Source organism: Moorella glycerini, assembly GCF_009735625.1.
Lineage (GTDB): Bacteria > Bacillota > DSM-521 > Neomoorellales > Neomoorellaceae > Neomoorella > Neomoorella glycerini.
On record NZ_CP046244.1, the window covers coordinates 1,157,463 to 1,172,483 of the forward strand.

General features: G+C 57.1%; 17 protein-coding genes. All 17 read right to left on the minus strand.

Features of this window, described 5'->3' with window-relative positions:
- Nucleotides 1-4: 4 nt before the first annotated feature.
- Nucleotides 5-1,315, minus strand: a complete 1,311-nt coding sequence (locus MGLY_RS05670) for a putative manganese-dependent inorganic diphosphatase (RefSeq protein ID WP_156272466.1) — start codon at nucleotides 1,313-1,315, stop codon at nucleotides 5-7.
- 145 nt (nucleotides 1,316-1,460) lie between these two features.
- On the minus strand, nucleotides 1,461-1,943 hold the full coding sequence (gene rlmH, locus MGLY_RS05675; RefSeq protein ID WP_156272467.1) for a 23S rRNA (pseudouridine(1915)-N(3))-methyltransferase RlmH: 483 nt from the start codon (nucleotides 1,941-1,943) through the stop codon (nucleotides 1,461-1,463).
- A gap of 6 nt (nucleotides 1,944-1,949) precedes the next feature.
- Nucleotides 1,950-3,089 (minus strand): S1C family serine protease, encoded by a 1,140-nt coding sequence (locus MGLY_RS05680; RefSeq protein WP_170290939.1) that lies wholly within the window; start codon nucleotides 3,087-3,089, stop codon nucleotides 1,950-1,952.
- Between the two features lie 309 nt (nucleotides 3,090-3,398).
- Entirely contained in the window at nucleotides 3,399-4,271 is an 873-nt protein-coding gene (locus MGLY_RS05685) for a peptidase MA family metallohydrolase (RefSeq protein WP_156272468.1), read from the minus strand.
- A gap of 166 nt (nucleotides 4,272-4,437) precedes the next feature.
- Nucleotides 4,438-4,644, minus strand: coding sequence for a copper ion binding protein (locus MGLY_RS05690; RefSeq protein ID WP_156272469.1), 207 nt, complete (start codon nucleotides 4,642-4,644; stop codon nucleotides 4,438-4,440).
- A gap of 17 nt (nucleotides 4,645-4,661) precedes the next feature.
- Entirely contained in the window at nucleotides 4,662-5,576 is a 915-nt protein-coding gene (gene trxB, locus MGLY_RS05695; protein WP_156272470.1) for a thioredoxin-disulfide reductase, read from the minus strand.
- Between the two features lie 236 nt (nucleotides 5,577-5,812).
- Nucleotides 5,813-7,240: a M23 family metallopeptidase gene (locus tag MGLY_RS05700; protein ID WP_156272471.1), complete on the minus strand. Its 1,428-nt coding sequence runs from the start codon at nucleotides 7,238-7,240 to the stop codon at nucleotides 5,813-5,815.
- 157 nt (nucleotides 7,241-7,397) lie between these two features.
- A complete protein-coding gene (gene scfB, locus MGLY_RS05705) occupies nucleotides 7,398-8,813 on the minus strand; it encodes a thioether cross-link-forming SCIFF peptide maturase (RefSeq protein WP_246187422.1) in 1,416 nt (471 codons plus the stop codon).
- Nucleotides 8,814-9,149: 336 nt separating this feature from the next.
- Nucleotides 9,150-9,299, minus strand: coding sequence for a six-cysteine ranthipeptide SCIFF (scfA, locus tag MGLY_RS05710; RefSeq protein WP_062281428.1), 150 nt, complete (start codon nucleotides 9,297-9,299; stop codon nucleotides 9,150-9,152).
- A 12-nt stretch (nucleotides 9,300-9,311) separates the two neighbouring features.
- Nucleotides 9,312-9,704, minus strand: a complete 393-nt coding sequence (gene rpsI, locus MGLY_RS05715) for a 30S ribosomal protein S9 (protein WP_156272472.1) — start codon at nucleotides 9,702-9,704, stop codon at nucleotides 9,312-9,314.
- A gap of 18 nt (nucleotides 9,705-9,722) precedes the next feature.
- Complete coding sequence (rplM, locus tag MGLY_RS05720) at nucleotides 9,723-10,157, minus strand: 50S ribosomal protein L13 (RefSeq protein WP_156272473.1); 435 nt, start codon at nucleotides 10,155-10,157, stop codon at nucleotides 9,723-9,725.
- A 63-nt stretch (nucleotides 10,158-10,220) separates the two neighbouring features.
- Nucleotides 10,221-10,961, minus strand: a complete 741-nt coding sequence (gene truA / locus MGLY_RS05725) for a tRNA pseudouridine(38-40) synthase TruA (RefSeq protein ID WP_156272474.1) — start codon at nucleotides 10,959-10,961, stop codon at nucleotides 10,221-10,223.
- Nucleotides 10,962-11,267: 306 nt separating this feature from the next.
- Nucleotides 11,268-12,056: an energy-coupling factor transporter transmembrane component T family protein gene (locus MGLY_RS05730; protein ID WP_156272475.1), complete on the minus strand. Its 789-nt coding sequence runs from the start codon at nucleotides 12,054-12,056 to the stop codon at nucleotides 11,268-11,270.
- 4 nt (nucleotides 12,057-12,060) lie between these two features.
- Nucleotides 12,061-12,912, minus strand: a complete 852-nt coding sequence (locus MGLY_RS05735) for an energy-coupling factor transporter ATPase (protein WP_156272476.1) — start codon at nucleotides 12,910-12,912, stop codon at nucleotides 12,061-12,063.
- A complete protein-coding gene (locus MGLY_RS05740) occupies nucleotides 12,888-13,718 on the minus strand; it encodes an energy-coupling factor transporter ATPase (RefSeq protein WP_156272477.1) in 831 nt (276 codons plus the stop codon). Before MGLY_RS05740 ends, MGLY_RS05735 begins: the two co-directional genes overlap by 25 nt.
- 3 nt (nucleotides 13,719-13,721) lie before the next feature.
- The gene (gene rplQ / locus MGLY_RS05745; RefSeq protein WP_054937141.1) at nucleotides 13,722-14,060 is read right to left on the minus strand and encodes a 50S ribosomal protein L17; all 339 of its coding nucleotides are present in this window, start codon (nucleotides 14,058-14,060) and stop codon (nucleotides 13,722-13,724) included.
- Between the two features lie 15 nt (nucleotides 14,061-14,075).
- Complete coding sequence (locus MGLY_RS05750) at nucleotides 14,076-15,017, minus strand: DNA-directed RNA polymerase subunit alpha (RefSeq protein ID WP_156272478.1); 942 nt, start codon at nucleotides 15,015-15,017, stop codon at nucleotides 14,076-14,078.
- Between the last annotated feature and the right edge of the window lie 4 nt (nucleotides 15,018-15,021).

Sequence of the window (15,021 nt, forward strand, 5' to 3'; positions counted from 1 at the left end):
CCTTTTACTTCTGCAAAAGGCGCTGTAAAGGCGGTACCACCTGTTTTTTGCGGGACATGACCCCGGGCAAAAAGACACTGCTCACCCCCGGAGCAACATTAAAGGCCCGCTCTACGGCCCGCGCCTGGGGACCGGTGTAAAGCAACTCCGTGCCGTTCCGCATCAAATCGGTGACCATCAGCACAATGAGATCATAATTCTTTTCTACCTGGAGCTTTTCCAGTTCAGCCAGGAGCTCTTCCCGCCCCACCGGCAGGGTGCCGGGATCGATAATCTCAATCTGGCCAATGCCGACCATGGTACCGCCAAAGTTGAAGTTTTTAAAGTCTTCCAGGATAATCTCCCGTCCCGAGCGGCCGGCCAGGGAAGAACCGGCCCGGAACATTTCCCGGCCAAAATCATTAACGTCTATGCCTGCTATCCCGGCCAGCCACTCCGCCTGCTCTTTATCGGTTAAGGTGCTTGTTGGTGATTTAAAAAGCAGGGTGTCGGAAAGGATGGCCGCGCATAAGATGCCGGCAACAGCCTTTTCGGGCTTAAGGCCCTGTTCCCGGTACATCTTGCTGACAATGGTGGCCGTACTCCCTACCGGTTCATTGCGGACCATAACGGGTTCTGCCGTTTCGATGTCGGCCAGGCGGTGGTGATCAATAACCTCCTGGATCTTCGCTTCTTCAATGCCGGGCACGGCCTGGCTCTTTTCATTATGGTCCACCAGGATGACCCTTTTGCCCCGCATGGCCAGCAGGTGATAGCGGGCAATTAAACCCACCAGGCAGTGGTCGTCGTCAACCACCGGGTAATTGCGGTAACGCGTGTCCAGCATGGTCTGGCGGACTTCCGTGATGAGATCGTCCTGGTGAAAAACCACCAGGTTATCCCTGTGCATTACTTTTTGAACGGGCTCGTCCATGGGTACGTTGCCGGTATCCCAGGCTTCCAGGAGTAACCGCGCCAGGTCTCCCACTGTAAAGAGGCCCAGGAGGCGCCGCTCATTATTGACGACGGCCAGGGTTTTAACGCCGTGCTGGCGCATAAAAATCCCGGCCTGGCGCACCGTCGCTTCCGGGTGGATGAAGAGGAGCCCGCCGTCCAGGACATCCTTTACCCGGGTGCGGACATCGTCAACTAAGGGCGGGACAGTTACAGCGAAATAAGAAAGGACAAACTCCGTTTCCCTGTTGAGCTTCCCACACCTTGCGGCCTGGAAGCCCCCCTGGTGCAATTCGTTCTTCAAACCGGCATAACCAATGGCCGCAGCAATAGAATCCGTATCCGGTCGCTGGTGCCCGATTACCAGGATCTCTTTCCCCATGGTCTTAATCTCCCCCTCAAAAGACCTTCTTACTGCTTCGTTCCCAGGGCAGGGTACCCTCACGAATAGCCCGGCCTTATATTTAGCCTCTATAAATTCTATGGTAAGGAGCAATAAAAGACAAGGGCTCAGGAAGGAGGGTTGCTTAACGGTGGTAGGTTTCTCCACGCTGGATTTTATAGGCCCGGTAGAGCTGTTCGAGGAGGATTAAGCGCATGAGCTGGTGGGGAAAGGTAAAGCGGGAAAAGGAGAGGCGCAAGTCAGCAAACTCCAGGAGGTCTCTAGCCAGGCCCAGGGTACCGCCAATGACAAAGGCCAGGTCATTGCGCCCGGCCAGGGCTAGATCAGCCAGCCGCGTGGCCAGCTCTTCCGAAGATAGCATCACGCCCTCCCGGTCCAGGGCGATGGTATAAGCGCCAGGCCGCAAGAGACGCTTCAGCCCTGCTCCTTCAGCGGCCAGGACCTGCTCGACCCGGGCCGGGGACAAATGATCCGGGACCTTTTCTTCCGGCCCCTCCAGGATACGCACCCGGGCATAGGGCTGCAGGCGCTTTAAGTATTCATTTATCCCGGTACTTAAATATTGCTCCCGGACACGGCCAACGACTATAATGTCAATGTGCTGCATGCTTCCTTATTTCGACGGCATTTCACCCAGGGTTACCGTAAAATTAAGTTGCTTTTTGCTTGCCAGGCGGACAACAGTTAAAGTTACTTTATCCCCCGGCGATTTTTTATTAATCAAGCGCTGGATGTCGGCGTAACTCGCCACCTTATTGTTGTCTACGGCGATAATGACATCGCCCACCTGCAATCTGGCCTTAGCCGCCGGGCCATCATTAAAGATGCCGCCGATATAAACCCCCTCCGGTATATTATACCACCGGGCCATTTCCGGGGTAATCTCCCTGAGGTTATAAATCCCCAGGAAAGGATGGGTAACATAACCCCGGGTCAGAATCTGGTCGATAATAGGCCGGACGTCGTTGATGGGTATGGCAAAACCCATGCCCTCCACCCCGCTCGCGGCTATTTTAACGCTGTTGATGCCGATAACTTCCCCCCTTAAATTTACCAGGGCACCGCCGCTGTTGCCGGGGTTAATGGGAGCGTCGGTCTGGAGAGTCCGGAGGGTAATCTCTACACCCCGGGGCCCGGGCACGGTCACTTCCCGGTTCAGGGCACTGATGACCCCCACCGTTACCGAACGGGCAAACTCCCGGCCCAGGGGGTTACCAATGGCCACTACCGTCTCCCCTACCTGCACGGTGCCCGAATCCCCCAGGCGGGCCTGGGGCAAATTGGTTCCCTTGATCTGCAGAACTGCCAGGTCGCTGCGCTCGTCGGCTCCCACCAATGTGGCCGGGTAAACCTGGTCGTGGTCGAGGCTGACGGTGACCCGCTCGGCGCCGGCAATGACGTGGTTATTGGTAACAATATAGCCGTTGGTACCGTCAAAAATAACGCCGGAACCCTGTTTTACCCCGGCATCACCGGTAAAACTATGGCCCGTCAAGGCCGCCACCCCGACGACGGTCGGGCCCACCTGCCTGGCAATGGCAACTACCGGTGAATCGGCTGTAAATTGGACCGGTTGTCCTGCCGGTGGGGTTAACCGGGCCGGAGGTCCAGGGGCCGGTGCCAGGGGCCGCTGCACCAGGCGCGGGGCCAGAACAATGGCCATCCCGGCACCAAGGGCCGCACTGAGAAAAAATAGCAGCACTACTGCCAGGACCCGCACGTACTTAAAGCTGCTGGAAGAAAGATAACGCAAAAATATGCCCTCCTCTTTCAGTTCTAATATTGCCTGCTCTCCCCTTCTTTATAATGTAAAAGGTAAAAAAAAGCCCCCGGAAGCCATTCCAGGAGCTAAGGAAAAAAGCTATAAGGGAGGATGGTTGGGCAGTTTAACGTCATGCCCGGGACTACCCACTGTGACCGCCGGAGCAGTGGGCCACCGGGCGCAAGAAGTACCTCTTGAGCCTGAACATGTAATCACACCTCCATTTTGGGCAAATACCCTTATAGGGTATTTCCATGGTTTTAATATAACCCGGAGATGTGATATTTTTGTGAAGGAAAGTTAAAGGCTTTGTGAAAACTTGCTTACGGGAATTTCCCCGGTAAAGGCACCCTCAAAGCCAGCAGTACTGGTACCCAGGACTTCCTGGAATGCCCGGTCCAGGGTGGCCCCCTGGCCGAGGCGTTCCAAGACCCGGCGCAGGTCCGGCAAGCCCCAGCGTTTTATCAGGTAGTCAACCATTAAAAACGACTGGCGGTAAGCCAGGGCCTGGTCAGGGAGGCTATCAAAACCGTAATCCATAGCCTTTAAGGGATACCAGCCGGTAGCGCCCGGCGAACCCGCCATGGTAAAGCCAGTAAGTTCCTTTTCTACATACTGGGCAATACCTTCCGTCAGCCAGCGCGGGTAATTACCCCGGGCCTTTTCGTCCACCAAAAGGTGGGTCAATTCATGGGCCACGGGGCCCGAGGCGGCAAAAATGCCGGCAATCTCTTCCGGGTCCTGACTGGCCACCCAGTCATAGGGCGAAAGTACGCGGATAACCCCGCCCCAGTAAACCCCCATGGCACTTTCGCTGGCCGCCCAGCCAAACTGGCGCGCGAGACTCTCCCGGTCCGGGTAAAGGATAATTAAAGTTTTACCCTGAGGTTCGTATTGTAACATGGCACCAGCCGGCCCGTAAGCCTCCTCGGCAGTTGCCAGGACCAGGGGGGCTATGGCTGCATCCTCCGGCCGGTAGCGGAGGCGGAAATGGGTGCTATCTATCTCCAGCCAGTTGCGGGTCTGCCAGGCGGTATGCCCCGTCACTACCTGGCGGACCAGGCTGTAGCTCAGGGTACGCGGTAATGCCGTAGTACGGGCCAGGATAACTCCCGCAACTACCAGCATAGCCAGGCAGATGGCAATGATTGCCTGCCACCAGTGTTGAAACATGTTTCTCCCCTCCCCCAGGGGCTCCTCCGTCTGGATTATACTATATTCCTGGTGGCAGCTTCACTGGTAATGAGTGTAAAAAATCCGGAGCCAGCTTAGCCCCGGATTTAAAAGTAGTTCGCTTTTTGGTGTCTACTGGAAATTGCCGGGCCGGTCTGGTGAAAGTTTACTTTACTTCATAACCAGCCTCAGTTACAGCCTTTTTCATAGCTTCCAGGTTTACCTTAGCAGGATCATAAGTAACATGGGCCGTTTTAGCCGCCAGGTCGACTGCTACTACCGTGATACCTTCCAGGCCCCTCAGGGCCTTTTCCACGCTCATTTTGCAGTGATTACAGGTCATCCCTTCGACCTGCAGGGTAGCTTCAGCCATTGTTTCACCCCTCCTTTCTACAGGCCGGCCAGGTAGCGCTCGGCCGCCATGGCCGCCACTGCCCCGTCACCTACAGCCGTACTCACCTGGCGGAAATCCTTGGCTCGGACGTCGCCGGCGGCAAAAACACCGGGGATGGACGTGGCCAGGTTTTCGCGGGTAATAATATACCCCTGGGAATCCAGGGTCAGGGCCCCCTTCAGGAAACCGGTGTTGGGCTCCAGGCCGATAAAAATAAAGACCCCGTCGAAGGCTTCTTCCCTGGTGACACCGCTTTTTACATCTTTTAACTCCAGGCTGCTGATCTTTTCCCGGCCCATAATCCCTGTTACAACTGTATTCCAGTGGAAGGAAATCTTGGGGTTATCCCGGGCCCGTTCCTGGAGTACTTTCGTTGCCCTTAAGGCGTCACGGCGGTGGATAATGGTCACCTGGCTGGCAAAACGGGTCAGAAAGAGAGCTTCTTCCACTGCCGAGTCACCCCCGCCGACTACAGCGACCTTTTTGTCCCGGAAGAAAGCGCCGTCGCAGGTGGCGCAGTAGGAAACGCCCCGGCCGCGAAACTCCTCTTCCCCCGGTACTCCCAGGGGCCGCGGGTGAGCACCGCTGGCGATGATTACTGCCCTCGCCGTAAACTCGCCGCTCCCGGTGAAGACTTTTTTAATTTCCCCGTTAAGCTCCACTCTCTGGACTGTGGTCATCTCTATCCTGGCACCGAAACGCTGGGCCTGTTCGGCAAACTTCATGGCGAGTTCCATACCGTTAATGCCTTCGGGGAAGCCAGGATAATTTTCAATCCTGTCCGTCTGCCCGGCCTGACCACCAGGAGCACCCATCTCCAGCACCACGGTATCCAACCCGCCCCGGGCGCCGTAAAGAGCCGCCGTCAGCCCGGCCGGACCCCCACCGATAATTAGCAAATCATGGGGCACCTTGCTCTACCTCCTTTGCAAAGTAACATATCGCCGCAAGTCTTAGTAATGGCTTACGGATCGCCCGTACTTAGGCAGGGCTCCCGGGATTATGGCTATATTATGCACCCGCTTAAAGTCCATCATGCCTCCCTTCTATGTTTAAACTATAGTTATTATACGCTCCCACTTTAGTCCAGGCAAGATCAGGCAAGAAAAAATCCCTGCGGCCTGTCCACAGGGATGGCAATAAAAATCTAGTTTAAAAATCCGTACGGGTTACGGAAACTGCCATTGACCAGGACTTCAAAGTGGAGGTGGGACCCGGTGGTACGGCCGCTAACACCTACATAGCCGATAACCTGCCCCCGGCTCACCTGCTGGCCCACACGGACGTTAAAGCCCGATAGATGGGCATACCGGGTGACCAGGCCGCCGCCGTGGTCAATGGCAATCATCCGGCCGTAGCCGCCGTCGTAACCGGCAAAGGTTACCGTCCCGGCCTCGGCGGCCCCTACCGGCTGCCCGACGTAACCATCAATATCCATGCCAGAGTGGAACTCCCGGCCGCGATAACCATAGGGGGAAGTAATAGAGCCGCGGATGGGCCAGGCCAGGCGGCCGGAACCGCCGCGGGAAGCCAGGACTACCCGCGTACCCCGTTCCACTATTTTGGTGACAGGTTCTTTCAGTACCTGCTCCTGGATAACTTTTTTCTCAACCTGGACGCCATTTTTGGTCACTACCTGGTAGGTAACCAGGCGTTGGCCCTCTGACCCCGCCTGTTTTACCCTTTCCTGGCCTCGTAAGAGGTCGGTATTCGTTTCTACTTTCACATCATAGGGAACAGGCTCTTGCACTTCCTGGCTATAGACGACCATTACCTGGAGGAGGGGTTTCTCTGTCGTGAGTCGCAACCGCTGGCCAATATCCAGGCGTTCGCCCTTGATTTCCGGGTTGGCTGCTCTAATATCGTCAACCAGCAACCCGTGTTCCCGGGCGATGGTCCACAGGGAATCGCCTTCTTTAACGATATACTCCTGGCTCGCAGGAGAAGTTCCCTTGAGCCTGGCCAGGGCTGCCTCCGGGCTTAAAATTTCTTCTGGCCGGGCCGGCCGGTGCTCATAGGCTACCTGCTCCAGGAACCTGACCTCCTGGATCTCCCCGTTCCCCGGCAGCGGCAGGTAGGCTTGTTTTAATTCGGCCAGTACCGCTTCCGCAATACTATCATCCCGCACGATAAGCTCTGGTTGACCGTTAATGGTTATTACCGTCGCTGCCGCCACGAAATGTAGCGTGCCTTGCAATATATTTTTCAATTGCTGGCCATCCACGATTTCCCGCGGGTTGACCCGGACTTTTTTATAGTCAACCTGGTCGGTGATCTGTAAGCCCTGGTAACTTCCTGCCCCGCGTTCCTTGAGGACATCCTGGATAACCTGGTTGACATCAACCCGGCTGGTAACCACAGCCACCTGCCGGCCGTTAATTATTACTGCCCAGGCGTTGGGAGCGGTAAACTGGTACCATCCTGCCAGCAGCAGCAATCCCCCGGCCAGGATACCGCTTAGTAAGTAAAACTTTTTTTTCTTCCTGCCGTCTGTTTCTTTCCACCGTGCCGGCCATTTCTTTAAGAAACGACCTGCTGCGGCCGCCACATCGGGCAACTTACCTGGCGGCGGCATGACGTTCCTCCTCTCCCCCTTTTTACGGCAGGATTTACTTTTCCCTGCCTTTTACCATCTATATTCTACTTCTGAAAGCAGGAATCCTCCCCGCTTAGAAAATTTTTGCCCTTTCTTTAACCCTGGTACAGGGCCTTTGTGATATACCCTGGTAAGATCAGCCTTTAACAACTTCCTTGACCTGGACATAGAGGGCCGCTTCCAGGCGCATCTGCTGGATGGCGCAAGGTACAGGCGCTGGTTGCCGCAAATCCCCGGTAGCAGCCAGGTTGGCCGCATGGCATCCACCGCTGCAGTAGAAACGAGCCCAGCAGCGGCTGCAGGCCGGCTGGTTGTAAACGTAGGCCTGGCGAAAATCTTCCCTTAAATCAGGGCGCAAGATCCCTTTCCGGACGTTGCCCAGGCAGTAATCCCTTCTCCCCACCAGCTGGTGGCAGGGATAAAGGTCACCGCCGGGGGTTACCGCCAGGTAACTGGTGCCCGCACCACAACCGGTAAGCCTTTTGGTGAGGCAGGGCCCGGCAGCCGCATTAATGTTAAAATGGAAAAAGTTAAAGGGCTTGCCTTTAGCCCTGGCCTCCAGGTAAGCCCGGGCCAGGTAGCGGTATTCCCGGGCCAGACGCGGCAGGTCCTCCTCCTTAATAGCATATTCAGCCTCCGGTGCGGCTACTACCGGTTCCAGGGACAGGTAACGAAATCCTAATTCTACCATATGCAGGATGTCCCTGGTAAAATCGAGGTTCTGGCGGGTATAGGTTCCCCGCACCCAGTAGTCACGGTGCTCCCGGGCGGCGACAAAATGCTGTTCCCGGGGGACAACTAAATGATAAGTGCCCTGGCCGGAGACGGTCCGCCGGTTAAGGTCATGGACTTCCGGGCGACCGTCAAGGCTCAAAATGACACTGATCTGGTTCTCAATGAGGTACTTCTCGATGGCCGGCGTCAAGCCCAGGCCATTGGTGGTCAGGGTAAAGCTGATCTTTTTCCCGGTAGCCACCGCCCTTTCCCGGCCGTAAGCTACCAGATCCTGAACGACGCCGAGATTGAGCAGCGGCTCCCCGCCAAAGAAGTCGATTTCTACCCGGGGGCGGCTGCCGGATTCTTTAAAAAGCAAGTCCAGGGCCTGGTATCCCGTCTCCCGGCTCATTAAGCCCCGCTCGCCGCCAAAGGGGCCACCGCCGGCAAAGCAGTAACGGCAACGCATATTGCAGTCATGGGCCACGTGGAGGCAGAGGGCCTGGAGGCTGGGCTCCGGTGGCCGGTAGGCCCGGCCTGCCTCATCGACGGTAAAGAGGGTTCCCCCGGCCTGTTTGGCCGCCAGTTCCTGGCAGACTTCCCGGACTGTGCCGGCACCCCACTCCCGGGTGGACAAGGGCAAGAGCGCCAGCCAGTCGGCTTCGGTTAAGGTGCCATGTTCTTCCCCGGCCCGCAGTTCTTCCAGAACAGCCCGGGTGGGAGCGTCGATTATATGGACAGCACCACTATTGACGTCCAGGAGCAAGCAGAGGTCTTCAAAGTCGAACCAGTGGACATCCCCCTGCCAGTCAACATTTTGGAGATTTAGGGATGGCAATATCGTTCTCCTCCATAGATAGGACATAAATTTTAGACTGGCTTTTGTTTGGAGCGAGCGACTTGGCCCGAGCGGCGAAGCGGCCCTGGCGAAGCCGAGGGATGATAAGCGGGGCCGAGGACAGGAGGTCCGAGACCGGATTCTAAAGGCAAGGATGCCGAATAGGCCGGGAACCCCGCCCGAGCCCGAGGCTGAGCCTTAGGCCGCTCCGCAAGGGCTTTGGTGCGCGCGAAAACAAAGCCAGTCTAACTACAATCAGTAACCCGCAGTTACTAGAAGCCCGATAGCTCCACCACGTACAACAAAAGCCCGACTGGAAAAGCCGGGCCTTGGGGCTTACTTCTTTTCTTCACGTTCGCAGGGCTGGTTGCTGACGGTAATGGAGGTCTTGCAGGCCGACTGGCAGGAAACATGACAGTTGCCGCAGCCGCCTTGCCTCATGCTCTCCTGCAGGCGGGGCGTGAACACCGTCTTGATGTGCATCAGAAACACCCCTTCTTAACGCTTGGAGAATTGCGGTGCCTTGCGGGCCTTCTTTAAGCCGTACTTCCTTCTTTCCTTCATCCGCGGGTCACGGGTAAGGAAGCCATTACGTTTCAGCACCGGGCGCAGGTCGGCATCGGCCTGTAACAGGGCCCTGGCGATGCCCATCCTGACGGCACCGGCCTGGCCGCTGATCCCGCCGCCCTCAACTTTAGCCAGGACATCAAAGCGGCCCATGTTATTGGTTACTTCCAGGGGCTGGCGTACCTGCATCGCCAGGATCTGCTGGCCAAAATACTCATCGAGGGGGCGCTCGTTAATTAACACCCGGCCCTCGCCGGGAACCAGGCGCACCCGGGCCACGGCATTTTTTCGCCTTCCCGTACCGTAAAACTGTACCTGGGCCAAAATTTTCGCCTCCTTCGATTAATCCTTGATCTCCCAGGCTTCCGGCCGCTGGGCCGCGTGGGGATGACTGTCGCCCCGGTAGACTTTGAGTTTCTTGGCCATTTGCCGGCCCAGGCGATTATGGGGGATCATCCCTTTAACGGCCTTCTCAATGGCTCGCTCGGGAAAAGTCTTTAATAGCTGGGCATAATTCATAACCTTTAAGCCGCCAGGGTAACCGCTGTGGCGGATATATTTCTTTTGCAGGAGCTTTTTGCCGGTAAGGCGTACTTTTTCTGCGTTTATAACAATAACGTGATCACCACAATCCACATGGGGGGTAAAGATGGATTTATGCTTGCCCCTTAGGAGACGGGCAGCTTCGGTAGCTACGCGACCCAGAGTTTTACCGGCCGCGTCAATAATATACCACTTCCGCTCCACCTCATGTGGTTTGGCCATAAAGGTGGTCATTTTCTCCCTCCTGTTCCTGTCACGAAACTATTTTAAGCAATTAATCCCGGCAAGTCAAGAAAATTAGTATGCTACCCTTTCCAGGCACAGCCCCTGGGGCGGGGCCGTCGGGCCCGCCTTTTCCCGGGAACGGGCGGCAAGTATTACCGGGACATCCTCCGGTTGCAGGCGTCCCCTGCCAATTTCCACCAGGGTGCCGGCCATAATCCTTACCATATGGTAGAGAAAGCCGTTAGCCACCACATCAAAAAAAATAAAGTTGCCCTGGCGGCGTAAGTGCGCCTTCAGAACCTCACGTTCATAGTGACGCACCGGGCTGCCGGCGGCGCAAAAGGAGCGGAAATCATGCCGGCCCGTCAGGTAACTTGCGCCTCTGGCCATAGCTGCAAAGTCCAGGGGGTGACGTACCTGCCAGCTGTAACGGCGGCTGAAGATATCGGGCAGGCTGTGGTTGTAAATGGTATAGCGGTACCATTTCCACCGGGCGCTGTAACGAGCATGGAACCCCGGCGGGGCTACCTCGGCAGCCAGGGCCGCTATATCTTCCGGCAGGAGGCTGTTCAAGGCCAAGGGCCAGCGCTCTACCGGTATGCGGCTGGCGGTACTGAAGCTGATTACCTGGCCGCGGGCATGAACCCCGGCGTCCGTCCGCCCCGCAGCCACCGGGCAGATCCTTTCCCCTGTCAGCCGGTTTAAGGCTGCGGCTACGACACCCTGGATGGTAGGCCCGTGGGCCACCGGCTGCACCTGCCAGCCGGCGTAATTGGTGCCGTCATAGGCCAGGGTAATTTTCAGGTGCGGCATGGGCGGAAGTTAGCCTCCTAACATATGGGAGGGATATGTCCCGGAGACGCGATTAGCGGAGCGCCGGTAACAGGACAGGCGAGGTGAGGGTAACCGTTGCCGCCGCCGAGGACGCCTGAGCGCGCCTTTGAGAGGAAACAATTGCCAACTTATAGAAGGATTAAAGCTTGCGGAACCAGGAGCCTTTTCATTGGCAATCCGCAGGCGGCGTGCAACGGTCCGAACCGAGCCGTTGTCCTGTCGGCGCGTAGCTCTTGAGCGGCGCAGGGACATATCCCTCCCCTTTCCTTAGCGGTATCTTCAATCCTAACTTCCAAACCTTAGCCGGTAATACGCCGACCCGGCCGCTAGGAGGCCGGCCAGCAGGAGGAAGAGATAATCTGCCGCCTTGAAATGCAACTCCCGCATCCGGGTGCGGCCCTGGCCCCCCTGGTAGGCCCGGGCTTCCATGGCTTCGGCCAGGCCTTCGGCCCGGCGAAAGGCACTGACAAAAAGAGGGATGACCAGGGGCATTAAGTTTTTAATCTTGCTGCCCTGGAAGGTCGCTCCCCGGGCAACTTGCGCCCGCATAATCCGCTCGGCTTCTTCCAGCAGGGTAGGCACAAATCTGAGGGCCAGGGTCAGCATCAGGGCCAGTTCACCGGCCGGCAGGCCCAGCCTCTGCCCTGGTCTTAGCAGCCGCTCCAGGCCGTCAGCCAGGGCCAGGGGATCGGTCGTGGCCATGAGTACAGCCGCGGCCAGGACCAGGAAAAACACCCTGGCCAGGGCCAGTAAACCGTAGTTAAGCCCCTCCCGGGTAATCCTCACCGGGCCCACCACAGCCATTACTTCCCCCGGTGTGAACGCCACCTGGAAGATAAAGATAATTAACAGGAAAACAATTAGCGGCCTCAACTGGCGCCAGATAAAGGCCGGTGCCAGGCCGGCCAGGATTATTACCGGTAAAATGGTTGCCCCGGTAAGGCTTGCAGCCATACCCGTTGGCGCAGCAAGGAGGGCTATGCCGTAAAGGAGCAGGCCCAGCAGTTTAGACCGGGGATCCAGGTGATGGATGCTGCTTGTCCCCGGGATATATTGCCCCAGCTCGATCAGCATACAGCTAAACCCCCAGCCAGGCCAGGATGGCGTCCCGGGCCTCGGCCAGGGTGAGGACATCCAGGGGTACCGGGGCCCCCCGGCGGCGCAACACCTGCATCAGGCTGGTCAGGGGCGGCGGGATAAGGCCATAGGATCTTAAAGCTTCTCCCTGGCGGAAAATATCCCGGGGCGTACCCTGGAGAGCCACCCGTCCCTGGTGTAAAACTATAACCTCCCGGGCCAGTTCGGCCACCTCAACCATATTATGGGAGATAAGGACTACTGCTTTCCCGGGCCGGCGGTAAAAGGCCCGGACAACGTTAAGTACCTGTTCCCGGCCGGCCGGGTCCAGCCCGGCCGTCGGCTCATCCAGGATTAAAACCTCCGGCTCCATGGCCAGGATCCCGGCGATGGCTACCCGGCGCTGCTGTCCCCCGCTTAAGGTAAAGGGGGAACGCCCGCCCACCGCTTGCGGGTCCAGGCCTACAGCGCGGAGGGCCGCCTTTACCCTTGCTTCGAGCCTGGCCCCGCCAAGGCCCAGGTTCCGGGGGCCAAAGGCTACATCTTCAGCCACCGTTTCGGCAAAGAGTTGCTGCTCCGGCTGTTGAAAGACCATACCCACCCTCTGCCAAGGTGATAAACCTTTCCCTTTACCCCGCCCCCTGGCCGGCTGCCCGTGCAGGGTAACCCGGCCCGCTGTGGGTTCCAGCAGGCCGGCCATGAGCATGGCCAGGGTTGATTTCCCCGAACCCCCGGCCCCGGTAACGGCCAGGAAATCGCCCGGAGAAACTCTGAGAGTGATGTTTTCCAGCACCGGTAACTGCCGGCCGGCTACCTGGTAGGCAAAACTTACTTCCTGGAGGCCAATTTCCATAGGGCCCGGGCCATCTCCTCCACTGTGACTAAATTGGCCGGTAATTTTAAACCCGCCTGCCTTAAACCCTTGCCCAGGGCAACGGTTACCGGCACCTTAAGTCCCGCTGCGGCCAGCTTCTCCTCCTGCTGCATCACTTCCGCCGGCGGGCCGGCTAAAAGTATCTGCCCCGCCTTCAGGACCAGGATCCGTTCTGCCCGGGCTGCCTCTTCCATCAGGTGAGTTATGAGGATAACGGCCAGCCCTTTTTCCCGGCGTAATTCCAATACCTTCTGGAGAATTTCCTCCCGGGCTACCGGGTCCAGCATGGCCGTAGCCTCGTCCAGGACCAGGTAGCGGGGTTCCATGGCCAGGACGCCGGCCAGGGCCAGGCGCTGTTTCTGCCCCCCCGAGAGGCGGTGGGGAGGCCTGGTCCTTAAATTTACCAGATCCACAGCCTCCAGGGCGGCTGCTACCCGCTGCCTTATTTCAGCCGGCGGCAGGCCCAGATTTTCCAGCCCGAAGGCTACATCATCTTCTACGGTAGCTGCCACCAGCTGGTTGTCGGGGTCCTGGAAGACCATCCCTACCCGGCGGCGAATGTCTACCAGAGAAGCTTCGTCCCGGGTGTCCAGGCCGTCTACCAGTACGCGACCTTCCCCGGGCCGCAGCAGGCCATTTAGTAACCTGGCCAGGGTGGATTTGCCGGAACCATTGGGGCCCGTGATAGCCAGAAATTCCCCCGGTTTGATAATTAAACTTATAGTTTCCAGGGCCGGTACGGTAGCTCCCGGGTAGGAAAAAGTGACGCCCTGGACCTCGATCATGGTTTATACCAGTTCAATGCGCACCATGGGCGCGCCGTCACCCTGGCGGAAGCCGGTCTTAATTATCCGGGTATAGCCGCCATTTTTATCCTGATAACGCGGGCCAATTTCTTTAAACAATTTGGTAACCACGTCTTCATCCAGCAGGTAAGCCAGAGCCTGGCGCCGGGCATGGAGGTCACCCCTTTTGCCCAGGGTGATCATTTTCTCGGCCAGGCTTTTTAGTTCTTTGGCCCGCATTTCCGTGGTTTCTATTTTACCTTCCCGCAAAAAGGAAGTTACGATATTGCGCAGCATCATTTTCCGGTGGCCGGACAGGCGGCCTAATTTACGGTAACCCATCTAAAGGACCCCCCTTTACCCATCGCTCTGTCGCAGGGACAGGCCCAGTTCCGCGAGCTTTTGCGTGACTTCTTCCAGGGATTTTTTACCCAGGTTGCGTACCTTCATCATATCTTCTTCCGTACGCTGTAAAAGCTCGCCCACGGTATTAATGCCCGCCCGCTTCAGGCAGTTGTAAGAACGTACCGATAGATCAAGTTCCTCAATGGACATATCCATGAGGCGATCCCGGCTTTCTTCTTCCTTCTCTACCATGGTCACTTCATCGCTGACTCGCTCCGTTAAACCTAAAAAAAGGCGCATGTGTTCGATGAGAATCTTGGCTGCCGAGCTCACTGCCTCATCAGGGGCAATAGTACCGTCAGTCCATACCTCCAGGGTGAGTTTATCATAGTCAGTAACCTGTCCTACCCGGGTGTTTTCCACCTGGTAGTTTACTTTATGGACTGGCGAAAAGAGGGAATCGACCGGGATAATCCCGATGGGCTGGTCCTCTTTTTTATTTTTTTCCGCACTGACATAACCCCGTCCTTTTTCCACCGTCATTTCGATAAACAGGCGGCCGCCTTTTTCTACGGTGGCAATGTGCAGGTCGGGGTTTAAGACTTCGACGTCAGCATCAGTGATAATATCGGCAGCTGTAACCTCGCCTTCACCTTCGGCCTCAATCCTGATTACTTTGGGTTCATCAGTGTGGAGTTTCAGGGCCAGGGACTTGAGGTTTAAAATAATCTCCGTGGTATCCTCAACGACCCCGGGAATGGTGGAAAACTCATGGAGAACCCCTTCAATTTTGACCGTGGTGACGGCAGCCCCCGGCAATGAGGAGAGGAGAATCCGCCGCAGGGAATTACCCAGGGTGATTCCATAACCTCGCTCCAGGGGCTCGACTACAAACCGCCCGTACTTATTGGACATTTCCAGGCACTCAATCCTGGGCCTTTCAATTTCGAGCATTGTT

What these genes read in the sequence shown, in the direction of transcription:
- MGLY_RS05670 (WP_156272466.1), bottom strand. Translation starts at nt 1,315, where the DNA reads ATGGGGAAAGAGATCCTGGTAATCGGGCACCAGCGACCGGATACGGAT.
- rlmH (WP_156272467.1), bottom strand. Translation starts at nt 1,943, where the DNA reads ATGCAGCACATTGACATTATAGTCGTTGGCCGTGTCCGGGAGCAATAT.
- MGLY_RS05685 (WP_156272468.1), bottom strand. Translation starts at nt 4,271, where the DNA reads ATGTTTCAACACTGGTGGCAGGCAATCATTGCCATCTGCCTGGCTATG.
- MGLY_RS05690 (WP_156272469.1), bottom strand. Translation starts at nt 4,644, where the DNA reads ATGGCTGAAGCTACCCTGCAGGTCGAAGGGATGACCTGTAATCACTGC.
- MGLY_RS05700 (WP_156272471.1), bottom strand. Translation starts at nt 7,240, where the DNA reads ATGCCGCCGCCAGGTAAGTTGCCCGATGTGGCGGCCGCAGCAGGTCGT.
- rplM (WP_156272473.1), bottom strand. Translation starts at nt 10,157, where the DNA reads ATGACCACCTTTATGGCCAAACCACATGAGGTGGAGCGGAAGTGGTAT.
- truA (WP_156272474.1), bottom strand. Translation starts at nt 10,961, where the DNA reads ATGCCGCACCTGAAAATTACCCTGGCCTATGACGGCACCAATTACGCC.
- MGLY_RS05730 (WP_156272475.1), bottom strand. Translation starts at nt 12,056, where the DNA reads ATGCTGATCGAGCTGGGGCAATATATCCCGGGGACAAGCAGCATCCAT.
- MGLY_RS05735 (WP_156272476.1), bottom strand. Translation starts at nt 12,912, where the DNA reads ATGGAAATTGGCCTCCAGGAAGTAAGTTTTGCCTACCAGGTAGCCGGC.
- MGLY_RS05740 (WP_156272477.1), bottom strand. Translation starts at nt 13,718, where the DNA reads ATGATCGAGGTCCAGGGCGTCACTTTTTCCTACCCGGGAGCTACCGTA.
- rplQ (WP_054937141.1), bottom strand. Translation starts at nt 14,060, where the DNA reads ATGGGTTACCGTAAATTAGGCCGCCTGTCCGGCCACCGGAAAATGATG.
- MGLY_RS05750 (WP_156272478.1), bottom strand. Translation starts at nt 15,017, where the DNA reads ATGCTCGAAATTGAAAGGCCCAGGATTGAGTGCCTGGAAATGTCCAAT.